Genomic DNA, 25,213 nt, shown 5'->3' with positions numbered 1-25,213 from the left:
CGGAAACTTGCCCCAATCAGGACCATCTGCATGCATGGAAGCCCACGTTCGCCATTTGACAATAAAGCTATCTGGGAAAACATTCCTATAAGGACCTGGGGATTAATGGAGAGCCTTATTTTGATACAGACTTCAATAAGGTAGGATACCTGACTGATACAGGCAGGCGTTGGAACGGGAATCGGTAAGTGTGAGGGATAAGGTGCAGAGCCCTTTTGCTTTAATTTTAAGGGGACACAGGATATTATTCAAAACATACACCTTCTTCCTGATCAGGTCATGTTTACCTTCATCCCCAGCGGTGGACCAATCATCCGATTGACTGGGCCCAGGAGTTGGTGATGCAAAACCTTAAAACCAGGTTAAGAAAATACTCCTGCAGCGAAAGAAATAATATTCATATTATTCGCTGTTACCTCTGATCACTTTTTCTATTAATTTAATGAAGATTAAAAAACATGAGCCTGGAAAGTTGGTATTATCATAAGGATGAAATGGTATTAAAAGTAAACGTTGACATAGAGAAAAAAGAGACTTCTGAAAGGATAAAGAGTTTTCACTTCAGGGTAAACTACCGGGTGATCCTGTTTTATGTGATTGATATCCTGCTGGTAACGGCCTCCTTTTTGCTTTTTATTTGGATGAAACCGGCTTCACTTAGATTTACCTCCCCTATTACTTTGAGCCATTCATCATATTCCTGGGAATTTGGTTAGCTGCTTCCATCCCCAGCAGAAAGTATGCCTATGATGACAAGCGGTATTTGAAAGATTTTATATCACCTGTAATCATCAGCGATTTCATTGCATTGAGTGTAATTACGGTAATGATTGTTGGTTTCAATCATTTTGCCTACTCCAGGATGATTGTTTTTGGCACTATTGGGATGTCTATTTTCCTGGAAATCATTCTCTTTTCTCTTTTCTATTATCACCGGAAGCTGGACAGGGAATCTGAAACCATGGACAATGTTGAAGTGTTTCTCAAACATATGGAGACATTGGCCAATAGCCGGGAATTTGAAGTGCTACCCAAGTTGAAACATCTCAAAACTACCCGGCTTTTTCTCTGGGACATTACAAAGAGCAAATCATACAGGAGTCGAACCAGGAAGTATATCAATTTCTTTGTGAACATATCGACAACCACAGAAATCAGACGCTGGTCACCTCCACTACCACAAGGTTTAATGTTTCCGCCATTCCGGCTGATGTATTCAATGTGATCATTAACCTTAAAATGGTAAATGACATCAAATTTGTCAATAAATTCTTTGAAGCTGTAAATCAGAAAATGGCTGCCGGAGGTTTATTCATTGGTAATGTAGAAACCAATGAAATCAAAAAAGAGATGGTATACCGTCAATACCCAAAAGGAATCAGCTGGTTGGTTTATTTTACCTACCACTACATTTTTAAAAGGGTCTTCCCTAAAGTGTTCATTCTTAAAAAGATATACTTCTTCATTACAAATGGTTTTGAAAGAGCCCTATCGAAAGCAGAAGCTTTTGGAAGGTTATATTCTTGCGGGTTTGAAGTAATTTCGGAGAAGGTAATTGGAAACCGGCAATATTTTGTTGCCCGTAAAATTGCCAAGCCTGTCTTTGATATGAGTCCGACCTACGGCCCCATGATTAGTTTAAAGCGGGTTGGCAAGAATGGCAAAATCATTCATGTATATAAACTCCGCACCATGCATCCCTTTGCAGAATACCTGCAGGACTATGTTTATAAACACAATAACCTGGAAGCTGGTGGCAAGTTTAAAAACGATTTCAGGGTTTCAACCCTCGGTAAAATTATGCGCAAATTCTGGATTGATGAGTTACCCATGATCTTTAACCTCCTCAATGGGGATTTAAAGATAGTAGGGGTGCGACCTCTCAGCAGGCACTATTTTGGTCTGTATACCACTGAGATGCAGGAACGAAGAATACAATACAAACCCGGTTTGGTTCCACCATTCTATGTAGATCTCCCGAAAACTCTTGATGAGATTATGGCTTCTGAGAAAAAATACATGGAAGCCTATGACAAAAGCCCTATCCTCACAGATATCAGGTATTTCTTTATGGCTTTTTATAATATTCTGATTAAGAGGGCGAGGAGTAATTAATTCGACAATTTGACAATTTGACAATTTGACAATTTGACAATTCGACAATTTGACAATTCGACAATTTGACAATTTGACAATTTCCTGAAGGGGAGCTTGGCTTTGGAGATTGAGATTTGGAGATGTGGAGATTAGGAGATGCCCCGAAGGGGAGCCTTTGGCTAGAGGATTCGGGTTTGGGAATAAAAGATGTCCCCCTTTTTTAAAAGGGGGTGTCCGCCGAGGCGGACGGGGGATTTTGGCCCTACATCACACAATAAAAATCTTTAGAAATAATTTGAACCAAATCGTCCGTCAATCAACGGATCTCAAAGCATTTTCAGGCACTCACCCCCTTCAACTCTTCTCCGTAGGACTTGCATAGCCTTACTCCAGAGAATCCCTCCATGGCATCATCTCATCGTCACATCGTCTAATCACCTCATCCCCTCATCACCTCATCCCTCCGTCATCCCCTAATCACCCCTCCCATCCACCTCATCCCATCACCCCCTACCCTCCCCTCACTCCATCACCTCATCCCTCTCCCTCACCCCATCACCTCATCACCTCATCACCCAGCCAAAGTCTCCCCTTCGGGGCATCACCCCATCATCAGTTCAGCAAGTAATAGGTTAAAACAGCAAATACTTCAGGCATATGAAAAAAATTTGGTTACTGTTCATCATAATCTTGATATTTAAAGCCGCTGATGCTCAGTTTATCCCTGAGAATACAGGAAATGAGGGGATATACTCTTTCATTGATGAAATGGCTACAGAAGGATGGATCAGCATCAATTCGGCTGTAAAACCTTATTCAAGGCAAATGATCTATCAAGGCCTTGTAAAAGCCAGGGAATCGATGGACCAAATGAATAAACGTCAGAAGAAAGAACTCGAATTCTATTTAAAGAGTTTCCGCTATGAAGGTTCTGCTTCCGATTCACTCTCAAAGGCTTCATCTACTGATCTGCTTAAAAAAAGCAAAAGCTGGTCTACTGGTCTTACTCCTTTTGGGGTTCATTATAAAGACGCACTATTTACTGTCACAGGAAAACCCATCTATAACATTGAATACCTGTCAAATGCCAATGGTACTGTTACTCATACAAGAGGAGGAGTAGAAGTAAATGCAGCCATAGCAGGCCAATGGGGAATTTATGCAAGCCTCAGGGATAACCATGAGAATGAGCTTCTTTCAAGGCCCGGATATTTTACCCTGAGAGAAGGAGGTGCCTTTAAAGAAAATAACGGTGGCCGGGAAGGAGGTGATTATTCCGAATTCAGGGGTGGAATCACCTATGCCTGGAAATGGGGCGATGTAGGGATTGTAAAGGACCAGATTGTCTGGGGAAATAACCTGCATGGTTCCAATATTTTATCAGGAAAAGCTCCCTCATTTGCTCATCTGAGGTTGCACCTGAATCCTGTCAAATGGCTGGATTTTAATTACTTTCATGGATGGTTAGTTTCTGAGGTCATTGATTCAACGCGTTCTCAGTTCAATACCAACCAGAGAAGAACTGTTTTCAGCCAGAAGTTCATGGCAGCTAATCTTATCACTATAACACCCTTCAAAAAGCTCAAGGTTTCATTGGGAAATTCCATTGTCTATTCCGACCTGGGAGGGGTTCACCCGGCCTACCTGATTCCCCTGGCCTTTTACAAGTCGATAGATCATACCCTGAATCATGCCATAGATAATCAGAACTCACAAATGTTTTTAGATATCAGCGCCCGTGTGATTCCAAAGCTTCATCTTTCGGGTTCCGTTTATGTTGATGAATTTTCCATTACTCGCTTAAGCAGCAAGGAATCCCATAACTTTATCAGCTGGAAAGGAAGTGCTTCTGTATATAATTTCCCGTTGGAGAATCTATCCTTCTTTGCAGAGTTTACGCAGACCACTCCTATCACTTATAAGCATTATATTCCAACAATCACCTTCGAATCCAGCAAGTATGGCCTGGGACATTATTTGATGGACAATTCCAGGGAAATCTACTTATCAGTGGGATACCGTCCTGTTTCCAGGCTTTATCTGTCCGTTTCCTACACCATGGCAGAACACGGAAATGACTACACCTATGAACCAAGAAACGATATCACCGAACTACCTATGCTAGAGGAGAACTGCTGGCAATCAAAAGAGTTAACGACAAAAGCATCTTACCAATTCTTCAACACAGCATACATCTTCATTGAATTTGGGCAAAGAAACGTGGAAGGATTTGATTTAGATGGACAAACTGCCCAGTATTACCTCGATAAGTTTACTCCCGCCTTTTTCCAGGGTGAGACTCAGACCATTTCAACGGGTTTCTTTTTAGGTTTCTGAGTTTTCCTGTAAAATTTATCATTCCATAAAACCCAGAGGAAGAAGATAACAACATAAAAGATAATCCGGGCCGGATAATCATGCGAGAACTGCCAGTGTTGAGGCCAATTCGCCATTACCACGCCTAATCCAGCTAAACGGATGATATTGGTGAAATGTATAATGACGATTCCCATGGGAACAAACCAAAGCTTATGTTTCCAGGGGCCCGGGTAAATAATCAGCAATAGAGAAATCTGCAGCATTTGTTTGATACCGGAACAACTTGGTACAATCCTGACTGAACATTCAACCAATCGAACATTCCTGGTGTTAGTATTTGTACGCCAAAATTTGTAATTCTGAAGTGGATGGTCCAATAATTATAAGAAAATGAATCAGCAGTGTGATGAAAATAAAGAGACTTGTATCAATAATCGGATAATATCTCCTGGTATTCCATATTTTCCGGATAGAATCCATTAATTTCGCAGACATAGGCGGTATATTAAAGTGGTAAAAATACAAAAAGCATCCAATTAGCAATTCATGAATCTTGTTGACTATCTTTTTGAAGAAAGTGCTTATTTAACAAAGAAGTTTATTCTTAGTCAATAATGATACTATTGCTTACTGGACGCTTCATAAAGAAATCATAAAATAACTTGTTATATCAGGGATAGGCATGGGACTGACAAGGTGATGATTCTTGCAGCAGAGAACACCCTTTTTTTTATCATTGCTTACCTTGGGATAATAAAATCAGGAAACATTTGTGTACCTGTAGATCCTGCAATAGATCAATCTAAATATGATTTTATAAGGATAAAGACCCGATCCAGGTTATCCTTTTTCTCCAGAAGAGTTGAAAACCGCTTGAGACCAAGCATGGGATGTATTACTGAATCATTATTATTCAGCACTTTACGCAGCAATGCGCTTCGGTTATTTCCTGAGCCTGATTTTGATGAAAGCAAGGTAGCAGAGATAATTTTCACCTCAGGTTCTTCTTCAGAACCTAAAGGAGTGATGCTAACTCATGGGAATATCATCAGTAATACCGCCTCAATTACAGAATACCTGAAACTTACGGAGAAGGATACAATGATGGTTGTTCTTCCTTTCTCTTATTGCTACGGGCTTTCCCTGCTTCATACACACCTCCGTGTTGGTGGCTCCCTGGTATTGAACAACTCATTTATCTTCCTTGGAAGTACCATCAACGATTTGAACAAATTTGAGTGTACGGGCTTTGCCGGTGTTCCCAGTCATTATCAAATCCTGCTTCGAAAAAGTGACCTTTTCAGGAATTCATCCTTCCCGGGACTCCGGTATTTCACCCAGGCAGGCGGGAAACTTCATTCTGCATTTATCAGTGAAATGAGAGCTGCATTCCCTGAAATCCCTTTCTATGTGATGTACGGACAGACTGAAGCAACCGCGAGGTTATCTTATCTTCCGCCGGAATTGATAGAAGAGAAGTCCGGATCTATTGGAAAAGGTATCCCTGGGGTTGAATTAAAGGTGGTTGATGATAAAGGTCGATTAGTTAAGCCAGGAGAAACAGGTGAAATTATTGCAAAAGGGAAAAATGTGATGCTGGGATATTTTGATTCACCGGAAGAAACAGCAAAAGCACTCAGGGATGGATGGTTATATACCGGTGATCTGGCCACTGTTGACGAGGATGGTTATATTTTCATACTGGCACGAAAAAAGGAAATGATCAAAGTAGGCGGAAAAAGGGTCAGTCCGAAAGAGGTGGAAGAGGTAATTTTCCGAATCCCGGGAGTTATAGATTGCTCTGTTGAGGGAGTAGAAGATGAAATTCTTGGTGAAGCTTTGAAAGCAGTATTGGTTCTTAATGAGCAAGGCAGGCAATTAACTGCTGAAGATATCAGGCAGAGCTGTGCCACTGAGTTAGAAGTGTATAAAATTCCCACGATTATCATATTTAAGGACAACATGGAATTGAGTGCTGCCGGGAAGAAGGTTCACAGCCAAAAGTCAACCTAAGAAATAACTGAAAAATCCGTTCACTAAAAATAAAAAGCCACCTATGAAGGTGGCTTTTTTGTGGGAGCACTACCAGTCCCGATTTTACATCGGGATGGATTCGAACCAAGGACCCTCCCGACGTAAAGTCGGGATGCTCTGAACCAGCTTAACTATGCACGAATGGGAATAAAAAAAGCCACTCAATGAGTGGCTTTGTGTGGGAGCACATGGATTCGAACCAAGGACCCTCTGCTTGTAAGGCAGATGCTCTGAACCAGCTGAGCTATGCTCCCTTAATTGAGGCTGCAAAAATACTATTTTTTTTAATTCCACAAAATATTAAAGATATTTTTGAACAGATATTTTGACAAATCTGTATGTTAACCCCAAACCCCCTCTGGTTCGAGAAAGCGAACACCAAGGGGTTTGTGGTTAATCATACATTTTTCCTTTTTCCTTCTTCCTAAACCCAGAAGATCTTAGGATGCACCAATAATTCCAGGCAAGGAAAAATTCTACCCCTTAAAATAGTTTCTGCGGTGACAAAAATTTTCGATGGTCCAAATATTAAAGAAAATCCTTTTCCGGCATATTTTTCCACGCCATCCACCTATCTTTGCCATTACTGAATCTCCGCCTATTTTGAAAAATAAATACTTCATTTTTTTCATTATTTTGCTGCTGGCAGCATTGATCACTTCCTGTAACTCATCAAAGAAAGTACAGAGAAGAGGAGGTTACCTTTTGGTACGAAATTCAGTAAAAATAGATAATCCAGCCATTCTTGCAGATGAAGTTGAAGGCTTTATCCATCAGAAAGCAACACCCGGCCGGCTCTCACTGCTCCGGCCAGGGGTTTGGATTTATGAAAAGAGCCAGCTAGGGAAACAAACCCGGTTTAAACAACAAATTCGCGAGAAATATGGAACTGCACCGGTTATCCTTGACACCAACCTTGCCTCCCTATCAGAACATAATATAAAGTTGTACCTGGTTAATAAAGGATACCATCATCCCATTATCAGTCATGATTTTAGAATCCATCGCGCAAATGCTTCTGCTACTTACAGAATCATATCAGGACTACCTTATATCATCGATCAGGTATTGATCGACATAAAGGATAGCCTTCTTTCTGCCACTCTTAATGCTGATATGTCTTCCAGTCTGATAAAAAAAGGGATGGTCTATGATACCTATTTGCTGGATGCTGAAAGGGACCGGATTATTGAAAACCTTAGAAACCAGGGTTACTACGACTTCTCAAAAGCTGATTTTATTTATAAAGTTGACACCTCTCAAAATATTCTTAAAGCTAAAGTTACGCTAAGTGTCAGAAACCTGGAATCAAAAAGAGTTTATGCGAATGATTCCTCTGTTAAGGGACAGATACCCCGGTACTATATCAGGGATATCTATATTGTTCCGGATGTAGAACAAACCATTTCAGGCGAAGGAGTTACTGACACCGTCATCTATCATTACCATAATGCAAATATGCAGGCAGGTGAAGACCAACTTTTCTATTTCATCCAGGGGGAAAAACCCCGGCTAAAACCTATAGCTGTCGCCAGCGTGATTGCGATGAGAACCGGGCAGCTTTATAGCCAGGAAAAAGTAACCCAGACCTATAAGCGGATGATCGGAATGCCTATTTTCCGTTCTGCAAATCTAAGTTTCTCTTTATCAGATGATTCAATACTATCAGATCCATCGAAAAAATGGCTGGACTGCAACATCAAACTCACCAGAAACCCTGTTAACCTGCTGAGTGTTGGCACTGAAGGAACCACATCCGGAGGTAGTCTTGGAATGGGCTTTAATACACTATACCAAAACCGGAATATTTTTAGGAGAGCAGAAACATTCCGGCTAAAAGTGCACCTTGGAGCAGAACTGCAGGGTAATCTTCCACAATCCGGAAGTGACCAGAAACTCTGGCTTTTCAATACACTGGAAGCTGGCTTTGAAACGGGTATTGATCTGCCGAGACTCCTGCTTCCTGCTAAACTTATCGTGACCGATCGAAACTTTCTCGCCCGGACATCCTTTACTGCAGGTTATGGCTTTGAATCCAGGCCCGACTACTCCAGGAACATTACTACATTTTCTGCATCGTATCATTGGAGTTCATCACAGAAAATCAAACATATCTTCACTCCTCTGGAATTGAACTATGTAGGTATCCAGAAAGATTCTGCGTTTCAGGCTTACCTGAACAGCCTTACTGATCCGCAATTCATCGGACAATACAATGATCATCTGTTGACAATGATCCGCTACAGTCTCATTTTTTCAAACCTGGCGACAAAAAACGAAAAATACCCTTTCTTCTTAAGGATCAATGCTGAAACCTCAGGAAATGGATTGAATGCACTTGACCAATTAACTAACAGGCCCGTTTCTGAAGGAGGGTATTATGAGCGCTTTGGAGTTCGTTATGCACAGTATGTAAGAGCAGATGCTGACTTCAGAAAATTCTGGAAAACTGAATCCGGTCGGACTTTTGCGGTCCGGTTTATGGCCGGAACAGGAATCCCGTATGGTAATTCAGTAGGGATTCCATTTGAGAAAAGTTTCTGGCTTGGAGGCGCTAACGATATGAGAGGATGGAAGTTACGTACTCTGGGCCCGGGAGCATATACCAATGATTCTGTCAGGTATGACCGTACCGGTGACATTATGTTATTTTCAAGCTTCGAATACCGACTCCCTGTTTACTCTTTCCTCAATGCGGGCATTTTTATGGATATGGGAAATATCTGGTTAAGGCAGGATAATCCTGATTTCCCGGGTGGAACTTTCAGATTCAGCAATGTTGCAAATCAATTAGCAATGAATACAGGATTAGGACTCCGGTTCGACTTTTCCTTCTTCATCTTCCGACTCGATTGGGCATTCAGGATAAAGAACCCGGAATATGAAAATCAGTGGTTCCATCAAAACGATTTCCGACTTAAAAAAGCGGTTTGGAATTTTGGAATTGGATACCCTTTCTGATTCTTACCTTTGACAGAGAATTGTTTATTCATGGATGAAAAAAACTTCCGGGAGCTCATTTTGACTGAATTTCCTTATTCCCCAACCCAGGGACAGGAAATTCTGATCAGGATGCTCGCGTCATTCATCACCTCCACGAAAGATCAATTTCCTTTATTCCTCCTGGAAGGGTATGCCGGAACAGGGAAAACCACCATCGTAAGCACCCTGGTCAAAGTCCTTCCAAAAGCAGGCTATCATGCCGTATTACTGGCTCCTACAGGACGCGCAGCTAAGGTACTTTCTTCCTATGCCTCCAGGCCTGCTTTCACCCTTCACAAGCGCCTATACAGGCCAAAAATGGATGCTGATGGCAGGATTACCCTGAGTGTTTTTCCTAACACCCTTGAAAATGCAGTATTTATTGTGGATGAAGCCTCCATGATACCTGATGATACACAATCAGCAGAAAATGTGGTCTTCCAGTCGAGGAATCTGCTTGAAGACCTTATCCAGCATGTATTCTCCGGTATCGGTTGCAAGATGATTTTCCTGGGAGATATTGCGCAACTTCCACCCGTAGGCATTTCGCAGAGCCCTGCCCTGGATGGTGACTTCCTGAAAAATTCATTTTACCTGGACCTGCAGAAATACAGACTTACAGATGTTGTCAGGCAATCACTGGATTCCGGAATACTCTCCATTGCTACTGTGATCCGAAATAAGCTGGGGCTCATGGGAAGTGCACTTCCTTTGTTTGGCATTGAGAATAAATTTCCGGATGTAATATCTATTCCAGGATCAGAAATGATGGATGCTCTTTACGCGTCCTATTCGTCCCACGGGCATAAAAACACTGTAGTCATTACCCGCTCTAATAAAAGAGCCAATCAATATAACCAGGGCATCCGGCAAAGGGTCCTTTTCCTGGAAAATGAAATCGCTTCAGGTGATCACCTCATGGTTGTCAGAAATAATTACTTCTGGCTTTCAGAAGACTCAAGAGCAGGATTTATTGCCAATGGCGACATCATCGAAATTCAACGTATCCGAAAGATTACGGAAATCTATGGATTCAGATTTGCAGATGTCACCATTCAGATGATCGACTACCCTGATGATCCGCCCATTGACGTGATGATCCTTTTGGATACCCTGCAATCGGAAACCCCTTCACTGGGTTATGAGGATAATAAAAAACTATTTACAGAAGTGATGGCTGATTATGAGGATCTGAAATCAAAGCGTAAACGGCTGGCATCAGTGAAAACCAATCCTTATTTTAATGCATTGCAGGTAAAACATGCTTATGCCCTCACCTGCCATAAAACCCAGGGCGGACAATGGGATGTAGTATTTCTTGAAAAAGGGTTCCTTCAGGATGACCAGATCAACGATGATTACCTTCGTTGGCTGTATACTGCAGTTACCAGGGCGACTAAGACACTCTACCTGGTGAATTTTGACCATAGGTTTTATGAATAAGTCTTTCTGCAGGCTCCATCATGGAAATCTCTAATTTTGTGACTATAATAATTAAATAAGATGAGGATAGGTTTTGGATTTGATGTTCATTCTTTACAGGAAGGACGTGAATTGTGGCTCGGCGGTGTAAAAATACCCCATTTCAAAGGTGCCTTGGGGCATTCGGATGCAGATGTCCTCATTCATGCTATTTGTGATGCTTTATTAGGTGCTGCATCTTTAGGTGATATCGGAATGCATTTCCCTGATCATGATCCGGCTTATAAAGGGATTGACAGTAAAATTCTCCTTGCCAAAACAATGGAGTTGATCCATTCAAAGGGCTTCACACTTGGCAATGTTGACTCCACAATAGTCCTTCAGCAACCCAAAGTAATGTCATACATTCCGGCTATGAAGGAAACGTTGGCCAGTATTCTTCAAGTTCCTGTGGACAGGGTCTCAGTTAAGGCGACTACCTCGGAAAGACTTGGATTCGAAGGAAGAGAAGAAGGTGTTTCTGCATATGCTGTTGTACTGCTCAATGAAATGTAAAATGTAAAATGAAAATTGCAAAATGCAAATTGCAAATTGCAAAATGAAAACTGAAAATTGAGCCATAGGCTCCCCTTCCCAGCACCCAGCACTCAGCACTTAGCACTCCAGAGCCGAAGGCTCCCCTTCGGGGCACCCAGCACCCAGCACTCAAAGAGGCTCGGCAAATGGAACGCGGATAAAACGGATCATCACGCTGATTTCCGCAGATCTATTTGTGCTAATTTGTCCGCCAGCCGGCGGATTTGAGGCATTTGTGTGAATTCTTTCCCCCCAGGGACTCAGCTTCAGTCGGGTAGGTTTTAAGACCCAAGACTCAAGACCCAAAATCCAAAATCCAAATCCCAAGATGCTGAACTCTGAGCCAAAGGCTCCCCTATAGAACACCCGGCACATCGGCACTTTGGCACTTTGACTCAGCACCCAGAGCCAAAGTCCTCCCCTTTAGAGCACACGGCACACGGCACATCGGCACTTTGGCACTTTGACTCAGCACCCAGAGCCAAAGGTCTCCCCCTTTAGAGCACAGCCCAAAGCGGCACCCGCACACTTGCACTTTGACTCAGCACCCAGAGCCACCGCCGGCTGGGCACCCAGCACTCAGCACTCAGCACCCAGAGCCGAAGGCTCCCCTTCGGGGCACTCAGCACTCAAAGAGTCTCGGCAAATGGAGTTCAGATTACTCCCGGCCAATGAAAAAAAAAGCCTGCTATCATATGATGGCAGGCTTTTAAACTTTATGAAACTAGTCTTTTCTAGTTTCCCGTATTTTCAAAGTTCAGGATCAGTGAGAATCGCAAGGTATTAGCCAATGGATTATCGTTCTGAATTGGAATCAGGTAGGAGAAATCAAGTCCGAAAACATTGTATCTCAATCCGGCGCCTAAAGTCACAAATTTCCGGTTTCCCTTGTTTTTATCTTCATAAAAGAACCCGCCTCTTAAGGCAAACTGCTTGTCATACCAATATTCAAGCCCGCCTGCAAACGAAAACTCACGTAATTCTTCTGAAAATCCTTCCGGAGCATCATAGAATGAATGTAACAAACCTACGACAGGAGAAACGTTCGGATTGAAACCGGCAATAATAGTATCGGAATTACCCTGGAAAAATGGCTGGGTTGGAACTAATAACTTATTGATATCCAGCATAAATGACATGCTGTTGTAGTCGTCAATATCTAACCGGAGAGAGGGTCCGAACCTTAAGTTAGTGGGTAGAAAGTCTTTACGAAGGTTAGCATCACTGTATGATATCTTTGCTCCGAGATTTGACAGGTTAATACCCCAGGCAAAGACACCCTGAGTACTTTCCAGTTTTATCGGAACCTGCTGATAAATTGCAATATCTGCTGCCACAGAATTTCCCGGCTTTGTTGCCTGTCCGGCTGAATACTGTCCTTGAGTGAGATTAGAGTGAATATACCTGGCACTCACCGCCATCGACATCGATTTGGTCAATAACCTGGCGTAACCTGCATCAATGGCAAATTCATTGGGCCTGTAGTTTCCGATAGAATAACCTTCATTGTCGGTAAAGGTGATATCTCCTAAGTTAAAATAGCGGAGTGAAGCACCAACAACCTGGTTTTTGTTAATTTTTTTGTAGCCTGATAAGTAGGCCAGGTTAATATCCTGTACCAACTTGTGAAGCCAGGGGCTATAAGAAATGGAGATCCCCATATCTTTCTCGATGAATGCTAATTTGGCTGGATTCCAGTGCATGGAATTTGCATCAGGAACTGAGGATACACCCGCATCTCCCATGGCTCCTCCCCTGGCATCCGGAGCAATCATCAAAAAAGGAACGGCTGTCATAATAGCATTCTGTTGCCCGGTATACTTAGGCTGAGCATATAAAACACTCCCAACAGTCAACATTAGGATCAGTGCTAGAAAAGAAGTCTTTAAAAAATTCATAAATGTCTGGTTAAAAAGAGGGTGCAAATTTAAAAAATTAAACATTATGGCAAAGAAACGATTCCATCGCTTAGTTATTGTGATATTTTAATAAATAATGAACAGATTAGGCTGATTTTTTTTGTATTGCCATGCTTTTTTATTGGCCCATTTTCAGCACCCTGATTGTCTTTTCGGAAGTCGTCCTGCCATCGGTTGCCCGCACTTTCAGAAGATAAAGGCCTTCAGGCAATTTACCACCCTTGCTGGTTAATCCTTCAAAGGTAAATGGTCCGGCCATGTATCCTGAAGAATAAAAGGTTACAGGTTCAAATCCCAGTACATGCATCCCGTTGATATTGTAAAGGTCGAAACTGATATCTACAGCTTCATTGAAAAGATTGTGCTCCACTTCAACTTTCAGATCGGTACTGAAAGGATTGGGATAAACTTTAAGTCCTGTCACTTTAATAGCCAGGTTCTTTTTGACCATGAACTCAATCTCAGTTTCAGAGGAATTATTGAATACATCCCAGGCTTTCAGGCTTAGGGTGTGAAGCCCTTCAGAAAGTCCGCTGAAGTTATACATCACTTTACCTGTTTGATAACTGTCGAGATCAGATTGATAATATTCATTGAGGACGATGGAATTTACAGAATTCCCATCCAGAGTGGCTACCAGGTCATGGCCAATGCCATTGCCAACAGTATTCAATCCGCTTTCGTCACTCAGGTATGCTAATAACATTGGATTATCACCTGTTATGCCACCGCTCACAAATCGTTCATCATTCATGTATAGCGCAATTTCAGGCCCTTGTGTGTCAGTAATCGGAGAATTGCTTGCCCCTCCAATTAAAATACTGTCATTATACCCGGTGGCATCCGTTGTTTCACTATGAGCATAATACGATATTTTCCCGGCACCAATACTGAAATCAATATCCCTGGGGACTATGAAGGAAAAATCAAATTTTCCATTAGTTACGGTTGCTTTCCCCTGGTAAAGGATATTCTCCTGAACTTCAAAATACCTTTTATAGCTGGTTGGATCATTCCCCCTGGTCATCATCCATCTGAATTTATCGAATACTTTGATATCCACAATTCCATTGAAAGAATCTACAAGGCTGCCTGAATGATCCTCAATTTCACCTTCAATAATTACTTCCGACATAGCCGAAATGGTATCAGAACCAGCCCCAACAGGATTCCCATTGATACTGGTGGTAATCACTTTATGCCGCGGATAAGCCAGGTGCATTGCAGGATCTCCAAGGAGCATAAAGTTCCTGATTAATCCTACTCCGCTATTCTGGTTCTTGGCATAGGCAATGATATCACCAAAACGGGGATACTGTCCATCCACGATGGAAAAAATAGTATCATACAAATCAACTGTCAGTTCCACATTATTCCCTGCATTTGCCAGTCGAGTGGTGGTAAATAAGGCAACTCCTCCACCTGCCGGATTAAGAAAAACCTGTTCACCGGCTGATACCCGTCCCGGATCATCAAATCGGCTGAATTCACAGGTTGCAGTGACAAAGACCGGTAATTGGTAAAAATTAGACCATTCATTGATATCATTCAACTGAAGAATGGCTTCGGTAGCCCAGCCGGTTTCACCACCATGTCCCGTATAGTTCATGATCAGAACACCTTTCTTTACCATGTCGTTAATGCGGGTATTCACTTCAGGGTACCTGGACCCACTCGGGGTGGATACCTGGGTGTAGGCATCAAGATAAACCTTATTGATGTTATAAACCGGAAAATCTTTTTCAATTCCTGGTGTTACCTGGTCTTCCACCTGCCTGATATGTGTATTGCTGTCTTCATCATCAGCAATGAAGCATAGTGAATTTCTCCATTCTCCAAGATTTTCAGGGGCTCCTGTCATGTAGGAGATGCATTTGTCAACCATCGCTTTAGCCTGTTCTGCATCATCAACAGGGAACCGGCCGACACCTATATCCAGTTTCCCATATGCATCAGCACCTTCATTATCATCCAGTAAAGCAAAGAAATCATCAGAAGCAGTAGAAAATACCAGGTTCTGCGACTCATGCGTCTGGAATGCCAGCACATAATTGGTGTTCTGGGCCAGGTGATCCTTGTAGTCATAAGATCCATCACCAAATAATAACAGGTACCGGAGTTTCCCACTTCCTTCATTCCTTTTATACAGGAGTCGGGCAAAGTCCCTGATTGCAGAAATATCTGCCGTGCCTGAAGAAAACTCATTGTAAACCTGCTGGTTGGTAGCAACCGTAACTGACATGCCATCTACCATCCGGTGATGATTTGCAAGCCTGTTAGCCTGGTTAAGAAAATCGGGGTGGGTAATGATGAGCATTTCACAATCTGTGATACCATGCAGGTCCTGGTTCCCGACTTTTTCAACAAACTCCGCTGAAAAAAATGCGGATGGATCCCAAACAATAAACCTCCTCAGGCTATCGGTTTGCACTGTGAAGCTTAATGAGTCGCCATCCCGCTGAAAAGCTTGCTGCCTAACTTCTACGGGACTTGTTACTTCCCAAAGATTCAGTGAATTGGAGGTAGAGGTCATCTTGAACTCTGTAACTGCTCCTGCCAGGGAAGTCACAGGATCGGCAAAGGATAAAAGACCACTGCTGTATTCCAGTCGCCTGGGGACATTTAACTCCACCCAGTCAATATAACCAAGGGCAGTGTTGTTGGGCGTGTTATAGCGGATTGAAACCTGCTGGGCACCTTCCACCGGAGTAAAGGCCTTGATTTCCACTGCTTCCTGCGTAAAGGAATCAAGCGTATAGGCTGAAATACTCTTAGAGGTTAGATTGTTTGAGTTTACAGAAATAGAAAAATTCGAGGAAGAAGTAGCCCTGGCGACCAATCGGTACCTGATCCATGCCTGCTTGGCAATCTCAACATTTGAGAATGAAAGGGAAGATAAATCAAAAGTAGGATTATTAAAATCCAACCGCTCTCCTATCCATTGCTTCCCTGATTTAATAGGATTATAAAGGTCATTTTCATAAAATCCAAAATCCAGGAAAGTAGAACATGCATATTGTGCAGGTAATGGTGATTCTGCCTGCATTTGAATTCTCTTCCCTTCACCCTGGAAACTCAGGTAATAGAACGTGTAATCATCATAAAGATGCTGTTTGTGCTCAAACCGCTTGGAAGTTTTATTGAAAGTTACTTCATCAGGTGAGGTTGCATAGAAGATAAAATAATCCCCGGGAGCAAAGGAGCCGGAAGAAGCAGTAATAACGCTGATTGCATTTTCAGGCAGATCATCATACCTGAAAAATGAATTATTTTCAGGAAGCATCCCTCCCGGTTTGCCATAAAGCCGTATGTTAGATGGTGTCACCCTGGACATATCTATACCCATACCCTGAAGATCAGCGTAGGTGATCTTGCACACGCCTGTCTGATTCACCCTGATCTTATACCAATCCCCGGATTGCAGAACTGAATGGTCTGAAAAAATTACGGATCCTGATTTCATGCTGATGGGAGTGAGTTCCCTAAGAATTTGGAGATCGAAACCGATGACTTTCATGATGATACCCTCCTCATTTTTGTACATCGGAATGAACCGGATATCAAGACTTTGAATTCCCCTGGCAATACCCACTTCCTGGATCAGTTCAACCGATTCAGGAAGAGTCACAAAATCCTTCATAAATTCCAGTTCCTCTGCAGAGAGTGGAACAGATTGAATATTCCTCATCTCAGCACGAAAACCGGCATTCTCATCACCTAATTCAATTAACTGGTGAAAAAGAGGAGCATATTGATACAGTGAACTATGAACAGCTCCTTCGAAGGATAACGCTTTTACAGGAGTAGACCCGATTTGCTCTACAATCTTAATGCCTTGCCATTTCAGCGAATAATGCCTGCTATTTTCCTGTCCGTGAACCCTGGGAACCAGAATGAATAATAAAATAACAACTTGCACGGAAATTCTTATGATTGTTTTCATGACGCCGGTTTAAAATTATTTAGCAAGTATCATCTTGCCATTGGTAGTTGCCTGCAGACCATCGGAGGAAGTTGCCATCAATGTATACAGGTAGATTCCCGGATCCATAATAGCTCCATAGGTACTTCTCCCATCCCATTTAATTGGGACAGAGAGTGCTCCATCTCCGGCACTGGTCTGTTCAATGCTGCAGACCAGCTGGCCTGTAATGGTGTATATATCAGCTTTTATTACCAGTTCCAACCCTTGTTTATTGTGTTCAAAAACCAATTCTGTAGATGAATTGAACGGATTAGGGTAATTCACAGGGTTTTGCATGATAAATTCTTCAGAGCCATGAACCCTGAAACGGATCGAACTTTCAGTTGAATTATTGAAAATATCCCATACTTTAACTGTTACCTCATGATCACCGGGCTCCAGCTGTGACAATGGGAATCGTATCTTGCCCGACCTGAAGGTATTGACATCTGATTCATAGAAATCGTTAAGGATATAGGGCTCATCATTAACCCCATCTAAAACCGCTGTGATATCATGTCCAATACCGCTTCCAATCGTATTAATTCCGTTTTCATCACTTACAATAGCCACCAGCCAGGGATTCTCATTCGTGATTCCTCCTTCGATAAATTTCTCATCATTCATGAAAAGGGTGATTTCCGGACCAACTGCATCGAGAGATGAATTTCCGGCAGATCCACCGATTACAAAATTGTTATAACTCCCCGATCCATCACGGTCTTCATCAGTGGCATAATAACTTAGTTTACCATAACCATATTGGTAGGCAATATCCCTTGGCACCATGAAGGTAAAGGTGAATGTGCCGTTCACAGCCAAAACTTTACCCCTGTAAAGGATACTCTTCTGCAGGCTGAATGAAAAAGGGCTTCCGCCATCATTCCCTAAAGTCTGCTGTTCCAATGCTTTATCATAAACAGTAGGAATTACCAGTCCGTTAAAATCAGGTACCAGGTTACCGGAACGATCTGTTATAATCCCGGCTACGGTTACCTGTGTGTATGCCTTTAGGGTATCAGGTGAGGGACCGACATTGATCCCATTAATGGTGGTGGTTACTACCTTCAACTCCGGGAATGCGAAAGATTGAGCAGGATCCCCCAGGAGAATAAATTTGCGGCCATTTTCATCTGAGCCACTTTCACGCTTGGCTTCCTTCATTACATCGCCCAGACGGGGTTTTGCTACCAGGGTAGGCGAGAGCGCGTATTTATACAGACTTTTATTTAACTCGAAATTGGGACTGCCATAGGTAGGGCGTGTAGTTGTGAACAATGCGATTCCACCTCCGCGCTCATTCAGGAAAACAAGTTCTCCGGCAGATGTACGGTTCGGATCATCAAAACGGCTGAATTCACAGGTTGCCGTTACAAAAACAGGGAGATTGGCATAATTGGTCCAGGAATTGATCTCCTGAACTTCCAGTACCTGCTCATGTGCCCATCCTGTTTCTCCTCCATGGCCGGTATAGTTTAACATCAGGCACCCCTTCTCCACTCTCTGGGTAATCGCTTTATTTACTTCAGGATACCTGGCTCCGGCAGTAGTAGACTGCTGAAAATAGGCATCCATATAAATCTTATCAACATTGAAATCCGGGTAATTTTCCTCGATCACCGATGCCATGTTATCTGCCTGGTAAATATGTTCATTCCCATCTTCATCATCAGCAATAAATGCAATTATATTCCTCCAGTCACCCATGATCTCGGAATTACTCTCCAAATAATGAATGATTTTATCTACCATAGCTTCGGCTTCTTCAACAGTCTTTACAGGCAAACGACCTATCCCCAGGTCAATTTTGTCGGTAAAGGTTAATCCTTCTGTATTATCCAGTAATCCATAGTAATCATCAGAAACACCGGAACGAACAGGGTCAAATGATTCAGTGGTCTGCCAGGTAGGAATAAAATTTGTATTCACTGCCAGCCGGTCTTTGTTATCATAGGAACCATCCCCAAATAACAATAGGTACTTAGGCATTCCGGAAGTAGTTCCACGATCATACAACATCTTCATAAAATCCCTGATACCAATTACATCCGGGGCCCCGGAAGAGAACTCATTGTAAATTAGTTCAGGGGTTAAAACGATGGTACTGAGATCATCTACGGAAGCATGATAATTGGCCAGGCGTAATGCCTGCTGATAAAACAGAGGGGGTGCAACAATAACCATATCCATGTTCCTTGTTGCATGCAGGTCCTGGTGAAGCACTTTCCCAACAAATCGGGGGACTATCAGGCTTGAGTTGTCGAAAGCTACAAACTCCCTTAAGGTATCAGTGGGAAGAACAAAAGTAAGGTCATTTCCTACAGCCGAGACTTCTACCTTCCTGGGACTGAGCGTATGGGTAACATCCCAGACAACAGCTCTGCCAGCTGCTGCAGCCACTTTAAATTCAGCGATATTGCCTGCTCCTACCGATGCCAGGTCCCTGAAATCGAACTGCCCGCCATTGAATTGCAATTGCGCTCTGGTTGACAGATCAATGAAATCTAACCAGCCTAATGCTGTTGACGTGGATTTATTATACCTCATTTGAAGGCTTACCGGGCCGGCTGAGGCTTCCAATCTTTTAAAGCTGGTAGCACCACTCGCATAAGGACTGTTATAATAGGTTGAAATAGGCGAAAGCGAAATTTGCCAGTTGGCAGATCCATAATTACAGGTGAAGGAACTCGATGAGGTCGCCCTGGCAGCAGTGCTGATCTTGAAAACCAGTTCTGAACCGGATACCAGGTTAGGCACATCGAAGTTGAAAACATACTCGCTCGTGATGTCGAATATTTCACCAAACCAAAGCCGACCTGATTTAATCAGGTTTACGGCATCTTTTTCATGAAAACTTCTGTAATCATAAGTGGACACCTCATTGGTAGGTGAAGCAGATTCACTCTTTAAGACGGGAATTCGCTTACCTTTTCCAAGGTTGGTAGAGATAAAATAATAAGAAGAATCGGTATATACATTCTGACGGTGTTCCCATGCTCCCTGTGTAACATTATAGTTCCATAAAACAGGACCCTGGGCATAAAAGAGGATATAATCGGTAACATCAAATATTCCATCTTCTTCTCCTATCACCTCAATGGCATTCTCCTGAAGATCATCAAACCGGAAGGCTGAATTTCCCTCGGGAAGCATTCCGCCGCCATTGCCATAAATTCTGACATCCCTGGGATTAAGGGTAGCCATATTGACTCCAATGGATTGAAGGTAGGAGAAACTTATCCTGCAGATGCCACTACCGGAAACGGCTATCTTGTACCAGTCCCCGGAAGAAAGAACTGAATGATCTGCATAAATTCGTGCAGTACCGGAATTGGGGCCATCCAGCTTCTGATGGTTATCAGAATAGGCTGTTGCATGAAGCAGACAAAGGAGTAATCCCAGCAATAAGTAGTTGGTATATTTTATCATGTTCAATTTTTACCTCCGTTATATAACAATAGAAGTAACTTTTCGTTTACCAATGAAACGTTAAAAGTTCCAGCTAAAATTCTGAGAAAAACCGTTTCATAAAAAACGGTTTCTGATTTGTAATATTGTTGGTACAGGAATTTTGGAAATGGTTGTATCTGTAATGCAAATATTTTGTAATATTGGCCTCGCAAAATGCAATTGAAAACATTCATATTTACGTTATTGGTATCCTGCCTGGCAATCATAGAAGCCAAGGCACAGGATATTGCATTTTCGCAATTCTATGCTAATCCTATCTATCTGAATCCTGCATTAGCAGGGTCAAAAATTTGTCCCAGGATTACCCTCAATTACAGGAATCAATGGCCTGGTATCTATAAAGGTTATGTTAGTTACAGTGCGGCTTATGACCAGCACTTTGATGCCCTTTCCGGTGGAATTGGCGTTATTGCCATGGCAGATGCTGCTGGGCAGGGAGCAGTTAATATGTTAAGCGGTAGCGGTATCTATAGTTTCCGTCTGCAGGCTTCCCGTTCAATCGTCATCAATGCTGCCCTTCAGGCAGGATACCTTCAATACCACCTGAATTGGGACAAACTTGTTTTTGAGGACCAGATTATTCCCGGAACAGGGGAGATTCTGCCTTCTTCACCCTCCGAAAATCCTCCTTCCCGTTTTAATATCGGAGAAGTGGATTTTGCTGCCGGATTTCTCGCAGGATATAAAGAAAGACTTTATTTAGGTGCAGCCCTTCATCATATCACAATGCCTGATATGGCTTTTTATGTTGGGAACACCAATCGGCTCGATATGAAAATTACGGTGCATGCCGGTGCCATTTTCGACCAGCAACAAGGATTACAAGGTGGAGATATCGAAGACCTTTCCTTTTCCCCGAACATCATTTATATGCAACAAGGGAACTTCCATCAGCTGAATGCCGGGATGTATGTAAACTTCTTCCCATTTGTCAGCGGATTGTGGTTCAGGCACAACTTTGAAAATCCGGATGCTCTTATTGTCCTGCTCGGATTTCAGCAGCCCAGGTTCAAGATCGGCTATAGCTTCGACTTCACAGTCTCAAAAGTTGCCATCAATTCAGGTGGTGCTCACGAAGTATCCCTTGCATGGCAATTCGATTGTCCAAGAAAAGAATTTAAGTACAAGGCAATAAAATGCCCGCGTTTTTAGTTAATAATTGAAATCAACCATTTATACCAATGGCAAAATACAGCAAGATTACAACATTGGCTTTATTTGCAGCAGTTTTTACTCTGCTCTCTTCCTGCTCCAAGGAAACATCCCGAAGCACAGGATGGGATTACAATGACCCCAAAAACGGAGGTTTTGAAGTCGTTCCTTACAGCGAGCCAATAACCGGCCCCGGTCTTGTCTTTATAGAAGGCGGTACTTTTACAATGGGTCGCATGAGTGATGATCCTATGTACGAATGGAACAATATTCCCCGCAGGGTTACTGTTCCCAGTTTCTATATGGATGAAACCGAAGTATCCAACCTTGATTATGTTGAATACCTGTATTGGTTAAACCGTGTATTTGGAACCAATTACCCGGAAGTTTACCGGAAAGCACTTCCTGATACCTTAGTTTGGCGTGAGAAACTGGCCTACAATGAGCCACTGGTTGAAACATACCTCAGGCACCCTGCTTACAGAAACTATCCTGTTGTCGGGATTTCCTGGACCCAGGCCAGCGACTATTGCCTCTGGAGAACCGACAGGGTAAATGAAATGCTGCTGATCAAACGTGGTATTCTTGATTTTGACCCTGCTCAGAAAAATGAAAATAATTTCAATACTGAATCCTATCTTGCCGGACAATACGACGGACTCGTCAATAAACCTTTACGTGACCTGAACCCCAACGGTACCGGCGAACGCAGGGTAAGAGTTGAAGATGGTATCCTGCTTCCAAAATACCGCCTCCCAACAGAAGCTGAATGGGAATTTGCTGCCTATGGCCTCGTTGGCAATACACATTTCGAAAGAATTGTTGAACGTCGCATATATCCATGGAATGGAACAATCCTCCGCACCGATGATAAAAAGTATTATGGCAGCTTTGTTGCTAACTTCAAAAGAGGCCGTGGTGACTATATGGGCGTTGCAGGTAACCTGAATGACGGGGCTGAAATCCCATCAGAAGTTGGTTCATACTGGCCAAATGATTATGGCCTGTATAATATGGCCGGTAATGTAAGCGAATGGGTACTCGATGTATATCGTCCCCTGAGCTTTGAAGATATGAGCGATTTCGCACCTTATCGTGGTAACGTATTCCAGACAAGGGTAACTGATGCCGAAGGGTATCTCGTTCCTAAAGACAGTCTTGGCAGGATCAAATACAGGGAAGTAACTGAAGAAGAAGCACTCGGAAGGTTCAATTACAGGAAAGCAAATAACATCAACTACCTTGACGGTGATTACCAGTCGTTGGTTGGAGTTGATTGGGCACAGAAGAGTGAAGAAGAGAATACGACTCAGAAAATGTATGAATATGGTATGACTTCCCTGATCAGCGATAAAGCCAGGGTATTCAAAGGCGGTTCATGGAAAGACCCGGCATTTTATATGAGTCCTGCTGCCCGTCGTTTCCTTGATGAAGACAAATCAACCAACTTTATAGGCTTCCGTTGTGCAATGGGTCGCGTTGGCGGCTCCTCCCCCGGAAGTGGAAAATAAATTTTAGTTTTCTTAAAAAAACCCATCCTGCAAACGGATGGGTTTTTTTTTGGTATTCACTAGTCTTATAGGCTGAAACCAGTTTTAAATTCAATCCTGTAACCCCAGCCTTCAGGCTGGGTTTTAAATAATTTTAAAAAAGCCCTTCAGGCCCCCCAAGATTTGGTTTGTTTTTTTTCTAAATTAATTTTTTTTCAACCAAAATTTTTTTTTCTTCTCTCTTTTTCAAAATAAAAAACAGGCCCAAAGGCCCCCGCTTTTTTTTGTGGCTTTTCCCCAGCCTAAAGGCTGGAGTTACAAGATAATTTCTTCTGTCATATGTCTGTATCTATCATATTGACCTAAGTTCAGGCTTAACTCTCAAATCTTTTTTTTACGAGAAGATCTTTCTGAGACAACCTCTTTTTTTTGGTAATTTGCAGCTTTCTATTTCATTAACTCAAGCCAAAAGTTTCGCTATGAGTATACCAGTCGAAGAACTCTATTCTATCTACAGGAAATATCCTGATATCGTTACCGACTCCAGGAAAATCAGCAAGGACTGCCTCTTTTTTGCTTTGAAAGGAGACAATTTTGATGGCAATGCTTTTGCCGGAGATGCCATATCGAAAGGAGCAGCCTATGCAATCATCGATCATCCGGCTTTTGCAGGTAAACAGACAATCCTGGTGGATGATGTCCTGCTCACCTTACAGGAACTGGCCAGGCATCATCGTTCAACTTGGGAGATCCCGGTGATCGGCATTACCGGTACCAATGGAAAAACAACAACAAAGGAGCTCATCTACGCTGTTTTAAGTAGTCATTTTAAGTCACATGCAACCCAAGGCAACCTTAATAACCATATAGGTGTTCCACTTACCCTGCTCTCCTCTCCACTGGATACTGAAATCGCCATTATTGAAATGGGTGCCAACCACCCGGGAGAGATAGCCGAGCTATGTGCTATTGCTGATCCTGCTTTCGGAATAATTACAAATATTGGCAAAGCACATCTCGAAGGATTCGGGGGCTTTGAAGGTGTGATCCGCACAAAAAATGAGTTATATCAGCACATTCAGCATTCAGCCGGGACAGCCTTTGTTAACAGTGACAATGATCTGCTCTGGAAATTATCCACGGACCTTAAACGGGTAAGTTATGGCACCAAACCTGCTGATTATGCATCAGGCTACACCTTGAATGCCGATCCATTCCTTGAAGTTTGCTGGCAGAAAGAGGATCAGAGCCTCGAAATCCAAACCCAGCTTACCGGGGATTATAATTTCGAAAATGTAATGGTTGCCATTTGCATCGGGCAATACTTCGGCGTTCCGGATCAAAAGATTAAAACAGCGCTGGAAGATTACACCCCCACCAACAGTCGTTCACAAACCCTCAGCACTGCCCGAAATAAAATTATACTGGATGCTTACAATGCCAACCCAACAAGTATGATTGCAGCACTGAAAAATTTCAGCAAAATCCAGGCCACAAGAAAAATGGCTATCCTGGGTGATATGCTGGAATTAGGGGAAGAAAGCCAGTCAGAACATAAAGCCATTGTAGAGCTGCTATCCGGACTCCATTTTGAAAATGTGATCCTCGTTGGGCCTGAATTTCAGAAATGTGCAGGAACCCTGTTTACTGCATTTCCTGACGCCTTTTTAGCACATAAGTGGCTGAAAGAAAAGGCATTCAATGATTTCACTATCCTGGTGAAAGGTTCAAGGGGAATCCGCATGGAACAGGTATTGGATGCTTTGTAGATTTTTACTTTTTTAGAA

At 42.6% G+C, this 25,213-nt stretch carries 14 protein-coding genes, 1 tRNA gene and 1 pseudogene; 11 read left to right on the top strand and 5 right to left on the bottom strand.

The features are described 5' to 3' along the window. Nucleotides 1-458: 458 nt before the first annotated feature. The 4 genes from IPH84_06775 (at nt 459) to IPH84_06760 (ending at nt 4,434) form a co-directional block, all read left to right on the top strand. On the top strand, nt 459-716 hold the full coding sequence (locus IPH84_06775) for a hypothetical protein (GenBank protein MBK7172926.1): 258 nt from the start codon (nt 459-461) through the stop codon (nt 714-716). 47 nt (nt 717-763) lie between these two features. After that, nucleotides 764-1,225: a hypothetical protein gene (locus tag IPH84_06770; protein MBK7172925.1), complete on the top strand. Its 462-nt coding sequence runs from the start codon at nt 764-766 to the stop codon at nt 1,223-1,225. Next, nucleotides 1,222-2,115: a sugar transferase gene (locus tag IPH84_06765; protein ID MBK7172924.1), complete on the top strand. Its 894-nt coding sequence runs from the start codon at nt 1,222-1,224 to the stop codon at nt 2,113-2,115. The genes IPH84_06770 and IPH84_06765 overlap by 4 nt, the downstream gene beginning before the upstream one ends. A gap of 639 nt (nt 2,116-2,754) precedes the next feature. Next, the gene (locus tag IPH84_06760) at nt 2,755-4,434 is read left to right on the top strand and encodes a hypothetical protein (GenBank protein ID MBK7172923.1); all 1,680 of its coding nucleotides are present in this window, start codon (nt 2,755-2,757) and stop codon (nt 4,432-4,434) included. Here IPH84_06760 and IPH84_06755 read toward each other — a convergent pair. After that, nucleotides 4,398-4,679 carry an exosortase/archaeosortase family protein gene (locus IPH84_06755; GenBank protein MBK7172922.1) on the bottom strand — a complete coding sequence of 94 codons (282 nt, stop codon included), beginning with the start codon at nt 4,677-4,679 and terminating at the stop codon, nt 4,398-4,400. The genes IPH84_06760 and IPH84_06755 overlap by 37 nt on opposite strands. Before the next feature lie 283 nt (nt 4,680-4,962). Here IPH84_06755 and IPH84_06750 point away from each other — a divergent pair. Continuing rightward, a pseudogene (locus IPH84_06750) lies at nt 4,963-6,429 on the top strand (AMP-binding protein). 200 nt (nt 6,430-6,629) lie between these two features. Here IPH84_06750 and IPH84_06745 read toward each other — a convergent pair. Next, nucleotides 6,630-6,704, bottom strand: a tRNA-Val gene (locus tag IPH84_06745). A gap of 349 nt (nt 6,705-7,053) precedes the next feature. Between IPH84_06745 and IPH84_06740 the strand changes: the two genes are divergently transcribed. From IPH84_06740 to IPH84_06730, 3 genes are read left to right on the top strand one after another with little or no spacing between them, the layout of a single operon-like run. After that, nucleotides 7,054-9,411 (top strand): BamA/TamA family outer membrane protein, encoded by a 2,358-nt coding sequence (locus IPH84_06740; protein MBK7172921.1) that lies wholly within the window; start codon nt 7,054-7,056, stop codon nt 9,409-9,411. 30 nt (nt 9,412-9,441) lie between these two features. Continuing rightward, nucleotides 9,442-10,875, top strand: a complete 1,434-nt coding sequence (locus tag IPH84_06735; protein MBK7172920.1) for an AAA family ATPase — start codon at nt 9,442-9,444, stop codon at nt 10,873-10,875. Nucleotides 10,876-10,935: 60 nt separating this feature from the next. Then, entirely contained in the window at nt 10,936-11,409 is a 474-nt protein-coding gene (locus IPH84_06730) for a 2-C-methyl-D-erythritol 2,4-cyclodiphosphate synthase (GenBank protein MBK7172919.1), read from the top strand. A gap of 755 nt (nt 11,410-12,164) precedes the next feature. Here the strand turns inward: IPH84_06730 and porV are convergent. From porV to porU (IPH84_06715), 3 genes are all read right to left on the bottom strand, one after another. Continuing rightward, on the bottom strand, nt 12,165-13,328 hold the full coding sequence (porV, locus tag IPH84_06725; protein MBK7172918.1) for a type IX secretion system outer membrane channel protein PorV: 1,164 nt from the start codon (nt 13,326-13,328) through the stop codon (nt 12,165-12,167). A 139-nt stretch (nt 13,329-13,467) separates the two neighbouring features. Further along, nucleotides 13,468-17,292, bottom strand: coding sequence for a type IX secretion system sortase PorU (gene porU, locus IPH84_06720; protein ID MBK7172917.1), 3,825 nt, complete (start codon nt 17,290-17,292; stop codon nt 13,468-13,470). 15 nt (nt 17,293-17,307) lie between these two features. Then, nucleotides 17,308-20,742: a type IX secretion system sortase PorU gene (porU, locus tag IPH84_06715; GenBank protein ID MBK7172916.1), complete on the bottom strand. Its 3,435-nt coding sequence runs from the start codon at nt 20,740-20,742 to the stop codon at nt 17,308-17,310. A 201-nt stretch (nt 20,743-20,943) separates the two neighbouring features. On the opposite strand from porU (IPH84_06715), the gene IPH84_06710 reads away from it, so the two are divergent. The 3 genes from IPH84_06710 to IPH84_06700 all read left to right on the top strand — a co-directional run bounded on the left by IPH84_06710 (nt 20,944) and on the right by IPH84_06700 (nt 25,195). After that, nucleotides 20,944-21,936: a PorP/SprF family type IX secretion system membrane protein gene (locus IPH84_06710; GenBank protein MBK7172915.1), complete on the top strand. Its 993-nt coding sequence runs from the start codon at nt 20,944-20,946 to the stop codon at nt 21,934-21,936. A 29-nt stretch (nt 21,937-21,965) separates the two neighbouring features. Beyond that, a complete protein-coding gene (gene gldJ / locus IPH84_06705; protein MBK7172914.1) occupies nt 21,966-23,447 on the top strand; it encodes a gliding motility lipoprotein GldJ in 1,482 nt (493 codons plus the stop codon). Nucleotides 23,448-23,911: 464 nt separating this feature from the next. Next, the gene (locus IPH84_06700) at nt 23,912-25,195 is read left to right on the top strand and encodes a UDP-N-acetylmuramoyl-tripeptide--D-alanyl-D-alanine ligase (GenBank protein MBK7172913.1); all 1,284 of its coding nucleotides are present in this window, start codon (nt 23,912-23,914) and stop codon (nt 25,193-25,195) included. Nucleotides 25,196-25,213 lie beyond the last annotated feature (18 nt).

Source organism: Bacteroidales bacterium (assembly GCA_016707785.1).
Lineage (GTDB): Bacteria > Bacteroidota > Bacteroidia > Bacteroidales > UBA4417 > UBA4417.
Note: the sequence above shows the minus strand (reverse complement) of the source record. Positions and strands in the feature narration are given on the sequence as shown.